The 9482-nt window shown below is 52.2% G+C and carries 8 protein-coding genes and 1 tRNA gene; 3 read left to right on the top strand and 6 right to left on the bottom strand.

Going from position 1 to position 9482, the window contains the following annotated elements:
- Nucleotide 1: 1 nt before the first annotated feature.
- A tRNA-Lys gene (locus tag E6Q52_RS12750) sits at nucleotides 2-77 on the bottom strand.
- A gap of 138 nt (nucleotides 78-215) precedes the next feature.
- On the bottom strand, nucleotides 216-1577 hold the full coding sequence (ffh, locus tag E6Q52_RS12745) for a signal recognition particle protein (protein ID WP_292822605.1): 1362 nt from the start codon (nucleotides 1575-1577) through the stop codon (nucleotides 216-218).
- 141 nt (nucleotides 1578-1718) lie between these two features.
- Here ffh and E6Q52_RS12740 point away from each other — a divergent pair, with 141 nt between their 5' ends.
- Nucleotides 1719-2552 carry an inner membrane protein YpjD gene (locus E6Q52_RS12740; protein WP_292822607.1) on the top strand — a complete coding sequence of 278 codons (834 nt, stop codon included), beginning with the start codon at nucleotides 1719-1721 and terminating at the stop codon, nucleotides 2550-2552.
- A gap of 144 nt (nucleotides 2553-2696) precedes the next feature.
- Nucleotides 2697-3803, top strand: a complete 1107-nt coding sequence (locus tag E6Q52_RS12735) for a porin (protein ID WP_292822603.1) — start codon at nucleotides 2697-2699, stop codon at nucleotides 3801-3803.
- 10 nt (nucleotides 3804-3813) lie between these two features.
- Here E6Q52_RS12735 and E6Q52_RS12730 read toward each other — a convergent pair whose 3' ends face one another.
- The 4 genes from E6Q52_RS12730 to pssA form a co-directional block, all read right to left on the bottom strand.
- Nucleotides 3814-4482 carry an HAD family phosphatase gene (locus E6Q52_RS12730; protein ID WP_292822601.1) on the bottom strand — a complete coding sequence of 223 codons (669 nt, stop codon included), beginning with the start codon at nucleotides 4480-4482 and terminating at the stop codon, nucleotides 3814-3816.
- A 28-nt stretch (nucleotides 4483-4510) separates the two neighbouring features.
- Nucleotides 4511-5404, bottom strand: coding sequence for a drug/metabolite exporter YedA (yedA, locus tag E6Q52_RS12725; protein WP_292822599.1), 894 nt, complete (start codon nucleotides 5402-5404; stop codon nucleotides 4511-4513).
- A gap of 92 nt (nucleotides 5405-5496) precedes the next feature.
- Complete coding sequence (locus E6Q52_RS12720; RefSeq protein ID WP_292822597.1) at nucleotides 5497-7026, bottom strand: 2-isopropylmalate synthase; 1530 nt, start codon at nucleotides 7024-7026, stop codon at nucleotides 5497-5499.
- Between the two features lie 134 nt (nucleotides 7027-7160).
- Nucleotides 7161-7952, bottom strand: a complete 792-nt coding sequence (pssA, locus tag E6Q52_RS12715; protein ID WP_292822595.1) for a CDP-diacylglycerol--serine O-phosphatidyltransferase — start codon at nucleotides 7950-7952, stop codon at nucleotides 7161-7163.
- A gap of 158 nt (nucleotides 7953-8110) precedes the next feature.
- On the opposite strand from pssA, the gene E6Q52_RS12710 reads away from it, so the two are divergent.
- Entirely contained in the window at nucleotides 8111-9337 is a 1227-nt protein-coding gene (locus E6Q52_RS12710; RefSeq protein ID WP_292822593.1) for a tRNA guanosine transglycosylase, read from the top strand.
- Nucleotides 9338-9482 lie beyond the last annotated feature (145 nt).

Genomic DNA, 9482 nt, shown 5'->3' with positions numbered 1-9482 from the left:
TTGGTAGGGTGTGCGGGGATCGAACCCACGACAAACGGATTAAAAGTCCGCTGCTCTACCAGCTGAGCTAACACCCCATCTGTTTCTTGTCTGCCGCTTGTTTTGCGTCAAATTTGAAAGAACGCGATTATGGGGGATGAATTAAATTTGGTCAATGCTGTTTTCGCTTTTTTTGTATAAAAAGTTTATTTTTTTATTCATCCCCGTTTTTCGCTTTACATTCCGGGGAATTTTCCGCCCATCATGCCGCTCATGCCTCGCATCATTTTGGCCATGCCGCCTTTGCTAAACATCTTCATCATTTTTTGGGTTTCTTCAAACTGATTGAGCAAGCGGTTTACGTCTTGCACTTGCACGCCGCTACCGGCGGCAATGCGTTTTTTGCGGGTGGCTTTAATCAGCTCGGGTTTACGGCGCTCTTCGGGCGTCATGCTATTAATAATGCCTTCTAAGCGGCGCAGCGATTTATCTACGTCGTCTGTGTTGATTTTTTGCGCCATGCCAGAAATCTGGCTAGGCATTTTGTCCATGAGTGAGGCCATGCCGCCCATCTTTTGCATTTGCATCATTTGCGACTTAAAGTCTTCAAGGTCAAACTTGGCGCCGGATTTGATTTTGTCGGCGACTTTTTGCGCTTCGGCCATGTCGACCTTCTTATGCGCTTCCTCAATCAGGCTTAATACGTCGCCCATGCCCAAAATACGGCCCGCCATGCGGTCAGGGTGGAAAGGCTCCAGGCCATCGACCTTTTCACTCACACCAATAAACTTGATCGGCTTGCCAGTGACATGGCGCACAGAGAGTGCGGCACCGCCACGGGCATCACCGTCGAGCTTGGTGACGATCACGCCAGTCAGCGGCAGTGTCTCACCAAACGCTTTGGCGGTGTTGACGGCATCCTGGCCTTGCATGGCGTCGACCACAAATAAGGTTTCGGTCGGTTTGAGGTAAGCATGCAGGTCTTTGATTTCGGCCATCATGGCTTCATCAATCGCCAAACGACCGGCGGTATCGAAAATCACCACGTCGTAATAGCTCTTTCTGGCTTGCTCCATCACCTGCGCGGCGATGTCGAGTGGCTTTTGCTGCGGGTTGCTGTCAAAGCAATCAATCTCCAATTGCTTGGCCAGCGTTTGCAGTTGGGTAATCGCTGCCGGGCGGTAGACGTCGGCACTGGCGAGCAATACTTTTTTCTTTTGTTCTTTGAGCAGTTTGGCTAATTTACCTGAGGTGGTGGTTTTACCCGCCCCTTGCAAACCTGCCATTAAAATCACCACTGGCGGCACAGCTGCCAGGTTAAGGCCTTCATTGGCCTTACCCATGAGCGCGGTGAGCTCTTCATTCACCACTTCAATCACGGCCTGGCCAGGCGTTAAGCTTTGCAGCACGTCACGGCCATTGGCGCGTTCTTTAACGCGGCTAATAAAGTCTTTGACTACCGGCAGGGCAACATCGGCCTCTAGCAAAGCCATCCGCACTTCGCGCATGGCATCGGCAATATTGTCTTCAGTTAAACGCGCTTGGCCGCGCAGGTTTTTAATCACGCCCTGTAAGCGACCGGTCAGGTTTTCCAGCATGGAATGCCTTTCTTTCACAATTCATGAATATGCAATGCCTGCAATTTTACCTCATGCCAGCGCCAGCCTAAAATAAACTATTGGCAAACATCACCATGCGCTGTGTTGCCATGCTGGTCGAATGCGATGAGTTTTGCCATAATGCCAGGCATGACTCAACACCTACTCCCTTATCTGATTGTCGCCTTTGTTTATATGGCGGTGGCGCTCGATTACTGGCGGATTGCCAAACAGGGCACCCCGGTGAACGAACATGCGTTTCCGTTTCAACTCCACAGCGCCATGGTGGCACTGGGTTTAGTGATGCATGGCGGGTTGTTATACCGCGATATTTTTGCCATTGGCTCGCTCAACCTGGGCGTGTATTACGCGCTCTCGGCCATTTTATGGCTGACGGTGCTCATTTACTGGCTGGCCGATTTAAAGCACTCTTTACGCAGCCTGCAAGCCTTTGTCTTGCCGCCTGCCGCCTTATTCGTGCTGATGCCAGGCTTTGCAGTCAAAGACTATTATGTAGACACGCATGGCTTCACGCTGTTTAACCTGCACATCCTCATCGCCATGGTGGCTTATAGCCTGTTTACCTTTGCGGCCTTGCACGCGTGCCTGATGCGTATGGCCGAGCGTGCGTTACACCAAAAGAACAGCTGGCTGGCCTTGCCTGATTTTCCGCCATTGATGGTGCTGGATGCGTTGCTATTTAAAGTGTTGCATGTCGGCTTTGTCTTGCTGACCATCACACTGATTAGTGGCATGCTGTTTAGCGAAGAAATTTTTGGCAAGCCATTGCAGTTTAACCATAAAACCGTGTTCTCGATTGCCTCTTGGCTAATCTATGCCTGGCTGCTGTTTGGCCGCTTTAAATATGGCTGGCGCGGCAAGATCGCTACGCGCTGGACTTTACTGGGTTTTGCCTTGTTGCTGCTGGCCTATATTGGTAGCCGCTTTGTATTGCATGTGGTGCTGGGCCGCTAACTGCTCGCACTGAACTGCCCTGCTTTTGCCTTGCTTTCCGGCACAATCAATGGTGACACTTAGCCGTATATTCGTGCGCTATGTTTATGTGATTGATAGGTGCGGCGCTTTACCCTGCTGACACTTTTTGTTTGGATGTTCAGCATGCAACCTTCTTCATTATGTGTTTGGCCTTTGTTTTGCCTGGCGTTCACCGCCCAGGCAGAAGACACACTCGCCCCTACCAGCAAACATCCTGAGCGCAATCAATTGGTGCAGTTCAGCGCTTACCTTGAAAGCTACCTGATACATGACTTTAACGATCCGGCCAATCATCGGCGGCCAGATTTTGTGTATAGCCACAACGTCACCGACAACCCCAGCATCAACCTCGGTTTAGTCAAAGCAGCCTTATCGACTGACCGCGTGCGCGGCAATCTGGCACTGGGTGCGGGCACCTATATGCGCGCCAACTACGCCGCCGAGCCGCATGGCTTGCGCAATATCTATGAAGCCAACCTCGGCCTTAAACTCTCTGGAGAGCACAATCTGTGGCTGGATATCGGGGTGATGCCTTCGCATATCGGCTTTGAAAGCGCCGTGGGCATCGATAACTGGACACTGACGCGCAGCCTGATGGCGGATAACTCACCTTATTTTGAAACCGGCGCCAAGCTGAGCTACACCAACCCTGACGGCAAATGGCTCATGAGCGGCCTGTTGCTCACTGGCTGGCAACGTATTCACCGCCCGGACGGCAACACCACACCGGCCATCGGCCACCAGCTCACTTACAAACCTAGCGACAAGCTCACCATCAATAGCAGCTCGTTTATTGGCAATGACAAATCAGACGCACAGCGGCAGATGCGCTATTTTCATGATTTTTATGTGCAGTGGCAGCTGAATGAACAATGGGGACTCATTGCGGCGTTTAATATTGGTGCCGAACAAGCGGCTTCTGGCAATGGCTACAACGTGTGGTACAGCCCAAACGTTGTGCTGCGTTACACCTATTCAGACCGGCTGCAATTTGCCGCGCGGCTGGAGCACTACCGGGACAAACACGGCGTGATCATTAGCACTGGCACTGAACATGGCTTTCAAACCACGGGTTATTCCGTGAATATGGATTACCGGCTTAACCCGCGTATGGTATGGCGCAACGAGTTGCGCCAGTTCAATAGCCGCGATGCCATTTTTGATAAAAATAGCGCGCAGCAAGTGGACAACAACCTGATAGCCGTGACGGCCCTGACCATCAGCTTTTAAAACGCTAAGCTTAACGCAGGCTGATCAATGGCCAGCCGTGCTCACTGGCATAGGCGGTCAGCGTTGGGTCTGCATCCACCGCCACCGGATTGGTGACCAGCTTCATCAATGGCAGGTCATTGTGTGAGTCGCTATAAAAGTAACTGGTGTCAAAATCGGCCAGGGTTTGGCCGCGCTCAGCCAGCCACGCATTGAGGCGCGTTACTTTGCCTTGCTGAAAGCTAGGCGTACCAGTGACGCCACCTGTAAATTGGCCATCGACCATTTCCGGGTCAGTGCCGATCAGGTGCTCAATGCCATACGCGGTGGCAATCGGCTTGGTGACAAAGCTGTTGGTCGCCGTAATCACCATGCACAAATCGCCATTGGCTTTGTGCTGGTTGACCAAATCTTGCGCTTTTTGCGTCATCATGGGGCGAATCACATTGGCCATGTATTTGGTATGTAGCTCGTCCAAAAATGCTTTTGGATGCTGGGACAACGGCTGCAACTGAAACTTGAGAAAAGCATAAATATCCAGGCAACCGTTTTTATAATCCTCATAAAACTGCTCGTTGCGCGCTTTGTGCTGTTCGGCATCGAGCAAGCCTTCGCTAATCAGAAATACGCTCCAGTTATAGTCACTGTCGCCAGCCAGCAGGGTGTTGTCTAAATCAAATAACGCCAGGGTTTGTTTCATACAATTTTAAGTTTCTTTGAATGATTAATTAAACGATTTGTTCGTCTGGCACCGCTTCTTTGGTGGCGGTCAGCACCAGAAAGACGCCAACCAGAATCACCGCCAACGCCAAATATTCCATCAGGTGGATCTGCTCATTGGCAAAAGACACGCCAACCACAAAAGCGACAATAGGATTGACGAAGGTATTGCTGCTGGCAACCAGCGGTCGCACATGGTGCAGCAACCAGTGATAGGCAGAAAAGGTAATGATGGATCCCAGCACAATCAGAAAAGCAATCGCGCCCCATGACCGCGCGGTCACCTGCATCGGCCATTGCTCACCAAAGGCGACACTAAACAGCAAAGCAATCAGACCACCGCACAACATCTGGCTGGCGGCGCCCATCAGGCCTTGCGGCATGGGTAAATGTTTGCTCCATACTGAGCCCAATGACCAAGAGGCCGCGGCGAACATCAGTAAACCGGCACTCAGCCAATCGCCCTGCAAGCTACCGCGTGTGTTTAATAACAAAATTCCGACCAGGCCAATGCCGATGCCCAGCCACTCACGGCGGCTGATGGTGTGCCCCCATAAACTGGAAAAAATCGCCATCCAGATCGGCGCCGTGGCAATCGCCAGCGCGGCGACGCTGGAAGACACATGCAACTGCACATGCGTCACCGTGCCATTGCCCAGTACGGGCAGCAACAGACCGACCCAGGCAGCACCACACCACTGCCTGAGCGTAGGCGCGGCGTGCCCCATGGCGCGTAGCGTGACATACAGCAGGCTACCAGCGACGGTAAAACGAATACCCACCATGGCAAATGGCGGAAAGCTCTCAATGGCGTATTTGATCGCCAGGTAAGTAGAGCCCCAGATAAAGTAGGTACAGCTCAGCGCAACAATCACCAGCAACCAATGATTTTTTTGCATCATGCTGACTTAGCCTTACCTTTCATGCGTATGCGGTTCACTTAAAAAGAAAACGCTTGCCACCCAACGGCAGCAAGCGTTGATTCAGAACATGCTTATACCTGCGGGTTCAATTTTTCTGCTTTGGCGTAGAGTTTGTTCAAGCCGTTTAAATAGGCTTTGGCCGACGCCACCACAATATCCGTATCCGCGCCCTGGCCATTCACAATCCGGCCGCCTTTAGACAAACGCACCGTGACTTCCCCTTGCGCATCCGTGCCACTGGTGATGTTATTCACGGAGTACAGCAACAGCTCAGCATCACTGCCCACCACATTTTCAATCGCCTTAAAGGTCGCATCCACCGGGCCACCGCCATCGGCCTCCGTGCGTTGCTCTGCACCATCGACGCTCAAAGTCAAAATCGCATGCGGGATTTCACCGGTTTGCGATGCCACTTGCAAGTAAGACAACTTGAACAGCTCACGCTCTTGCACCACTTCATCACTCACCAAGGCATGCAAATCTTCGTCAAAAATCTCAGATTTTTTATCCGCCAGCTCTTTAAAGCGCGCAAACGCAGCATTCAAAGCATCTTCGCTCTCGAGCTCTATGCCCAGCTCTTTTAACCGGGTGCGGAAGGCGTTACGGCCAGACAATTTGCCCAATGTGAGTTTATTGGCGCCCCAACCCACGTCTTCGGCACGCATAATTTCATAGGTTTCGCGGTGTTTCAGCACGCCATCCTGATGAATACCAGACTCATGCGCAAACGCGTTAGCACCGACAATCGCTTTATTCGGCTGCACCGGGTAACCAGTAATGGTAGAAACCAGCTTGGAGGCGGGCACGATTTGTGTGGTGTCGATACGTGTGCTCAGATTAAAAATATCGCTACGCGTTTTAATCGCCATCACGATTTCTTCCAGGCTGGCGTTACCGGCGCGCTCGCCCAAGCCATTAATTGTGCACTCAACCTGACGTGCGCCATTCATCACCGCAGACAGCGAGTTAGCCACCGCCATGCCCAGGTCATTGTGACAATGCGTAGACCAGACGACTTTATCTGCGCCTTTCACGCGCTTGATCAACTCAGCCATGCGTTCGCCCCACACGGCAGGGATGCTGTAACCTACGGTATCTGGCACGTTGATGGTTTTAGCACCGGCCTCAATTACCGCTTCAAACACACGCACCAAAAAGTCCATCTCAGAGCGCACCGCGTCTTCGGCTGAAAACTCGACATCTTCGGTATATTCACGCGCCCAGGTCACCGCTTGCACCGCGCGCGCAACCACCTGGTCCTCAGTCATACGCAGCTTGTTTTCCATATGGATTTTGCTGGTGGCAATAAAGGTATGAATACGGCCTTTAGCCGCATGTTTGATCGCCTCACCAGCGCGGCGCACATCGTTTTCACTGGCACGCGCCAATGAACACACGGTGGATGTTTTAATGACTTTGGCGATCTCGGAGATCGCGTCAAAATCGCCTGGGCTGGCGGCCGCGAACCCCGCTTCAATTACGTCTACGCCCAGCTTTTCCAACTGGCGCGCAATGCGGATTTTTTCTTCTTTGGTCATCGCTGCACCCGGGCTTTGTTCACCGTCACGCAACGTAGTATCAAAAATAATAATTTGTTCCATGAATTTTCCTAACGCTAACAACCCAATTTTACTCGCTTGTCCTACAAATGACCACCAGCGCCGGCAAATGACCACACGCGGGATATAGCCATAAAAAAACGCGCCTCACGGCGCGTTTTTATCCACCTAGCTTATCAATTAAGCCGCGTTTTTGTCGCCAGGCGTTCGCGCGCCCACATGTAGTAGCCAGACAAGGCATAGACAAACACCACGCTAAACAATACCTCAGGCGGGCTGTATGAAATCAGCACAAAGGCCAGCACCACCGCCAAAATCGCCACAAACGGCACCGAGTGCTTCAGGTTGATATCTTTGCCGCTATAAAACTTGAGGTCAGACACCATAGAACCAGCTGCAAATACCGTAATCGTCCACGCGATCCATTTCATCTGCAACACGCCAAAAAAGATTTCGCGGCCATCAACATTGTATTCGTAAGAGACCCAGACAAACCCGGCCAGTAAAGCCGCCGCCGCCGGGCTAGGCAAGCCCTGAAAAAAGCGCTTATCCTGAAACGGGTCATCCAGCTTGGTGTTAAAGCGCGCCAGACGCAGTGCCGCACAAGCACAGTAAATAAACGCCGCGATCCAACCCAGTTTGTTCATCGGCTGCAACGCCCATACATAGACAATCAGCGCTGGCGCCACACCAAACGACACCATGTCGGCCAGGCTGTCATACTCAGCGCCAAACGCACTCTGGGTATTGGTCATGCGCGCCACGCGGCCATCGAGGCCATCCATCACCATGGCAATAAAAATAGCAATGGCTGACTGCTCAAAATGCAGATTCATCGCCTGCACAATGGCGTAAAAACCGCCAAACAGCGAGGCAGAAGTAAACAAATTAGGCAGCAGGTAAATACCACGCTGACGCAAGCTGGTATGTTGTTCGCGGCGTGACAGGCGGTTTTGCGGTTCAACCATAGGGGACTTTTTTAGAATTTCGGAATACCAGCATTGTTGCGGGCAATCACAAAAAATGCAAGCGTATCCCGCCCGCTAACGGCACCTGCCACCGCAACAAGCAAGTCGCAGGGCTGTGTTAAAATACGCGTTTATTTCAGTTAGTTATTGCACACTTCATGCAGTTCTCATTACACAATACCGACGGCCTCGCCAGGCGCGGCACCGTCAGCCTACCGCACGGCGAAGTACAAACCCCGGCGTTTATGCCGGTCGGCACTTACGGCACGGTCAAGGCCATGTCACCGCAAGAGCTCAACGAGATTCAGGCGCATATCGTGCTCGGCAATACCTTTCACCTCTGGTTACGCCCCGGGCTGGAAGTCGTCGCTGCCCACGAAGGCCTGCACAAATTCATGGGCTGGGACAAACCGATTCTCACCGACTCGGGCGGCTTTCAGGTGTGGAGCTTGGGCGAACTGCGCAAAATCAGCGAAGCAGGCGTTAAATTCAAATCCCCCATCAATGGTGACAGCTGCTTTTTAACGCCAGAAGAATCCATGCGTATCCAGCGCGTGCTCAATAGCGACATCGTCATGATTTTTGACGAATGCACGCCCTACCCGGCCAGCCACGATCAGGCTCGCACCTCGATGGAACTCAGCCAGCGCTGGGCCAAACGCAGCCGCGATGCGTTTGACGTGTACCAAAGCCATTCAATCTCACAAGCGATGGCCCTGCAAGGCGGCGAGGATGGGGTGAGGAAGCTAGTACATGAAGTACAGCAACGAACCGAAGACGACGCCAACGCCGCAGGGGCGAGCATTGGCCAGAATGCATTGTTTGGCATTATCCAGGGCGGCATGTACGAAGACCTGCGTGATATTTCACGCCAGGGCCTGGAAGCCATCGGCTTCGACGGCTACGCTATCGGCGGCCTGTCAGTGGGTGAGCCTAAAGAAGATATGCTGCGCATTTTGGCGCACACGGCCCCACAAATGCCAAAAGACAAGCCGCGCTACTTAATGGGGGTTGGCACACCCGAAGACCTGGTCGACGCCGTCAGCTATGGCATTGATATGTTCGACTGCGTCATGCCTACGCGTAACGCGCGTAACGGCTGGCTTTTCACGCAATATGGTGATATCAAAATCAAAAACGCCAGCTACAAAACAGATACTCGCCCACTGGACGCAGACTGTCAGTGCTATACCTGCCAACACTTCAGCCGCGCCTACCTCCACCATTTGTACCGCATTGGCGAAATTCTTGGCGCGCGTTTAAACACCATTCACAACCTGCATTATTATCAAGTGCTGATGCAAGGCATGCGGGCAGCGATCGAAGAGAATCGTTTTGAGGCGTTTAAGGCGGATTTTGCTCGTAAACGGGCTGAAAAACGTTAGCCTCATAACAACATAGTCGCCTGTTATAGAGATTAAAAATATTCTTTAAGTTGTGATGTTTTTTCGCCTTGTTGGCGAGTTACTTTTTTTGCTTGCCCCAAAAAAGTAACCAAAAAGATGGCACCCAGCCATCACGGCCTACGGC

It is taken from the genome of Methylophilus sp. (genome assembly GCF_008015755.1).
In the GTDB taxonomy this organism is placed as follows: domain Bacteria; phylum Pseudomonadota; class Gammaproteobacteria; order Burkholderiales; family Methylophilaceae; genus Methylophilus.
The sequence above is the reverse complement of the archived record's forward strand: the minus strand, read 5'-3'. Positions and strand labels throughout refer to the sequence as shown.

Excerpts from the sequence above, each read along its gene's own strand:
- ffh (WP_292822605.1), bottom strand. The coding sequence starts at position 1,577 with ATGCTGGAAAACCTGACCGGTCGCTTACAGGGCGTGATTAAAAACCTG.
- E6Q52_RS12740 (WP_292822607.1), top strand. The coding sequence starts at position 1,719 with ATGCCAGGCATGACTCAACACCTACTCCCTTATCTGATTGTCGCCTTT.
- E6Q52_RS12735 (WP_292822603.1), top strand. The coding sequence starts at position 2,697 with ATGCAACCTTCTTCATTATGTGTTTGGCCTTTGTTTTGCCTGGCGTTC.
- E6Q52_RS12730 (WP_292822601.1), bottom strand. The coding sequence starts at position 4,482 with ATGAAACAAACCCTGGCGTTATTTGATTTAGACAACACCCTGCTGGCT.
- yedA (WP_292822599.1), bottom strand. The coding sequence starts at position 5,404 with ATGATGCAAAAAAATCATTGGTTGCTGGTGATTGTTGCGCTGAGCTGT.
- E6Q52_RS12720 (WP_292822597.1), bottom strand. The coding sequence starts at position 7,026 with ATGGAACAAATTATTATTTTTGATACTACGTTGCGTGACGGTGAACAA.
- pssA (WP_292822595.1), bottom strand. The coding sequence starts at position 7,952 with ATGGTTGAACCGCAAAACCGCCTGTCACGCCGCGAACAACATACCAGC.
- E6Q52_RS12710 (WP_292822593.1), top strand. The coding sequence starts at position 8,111 with ATGCAGTTCTCATTACACAATACCGACGGCCTCGCCAGGCGCGGCACC.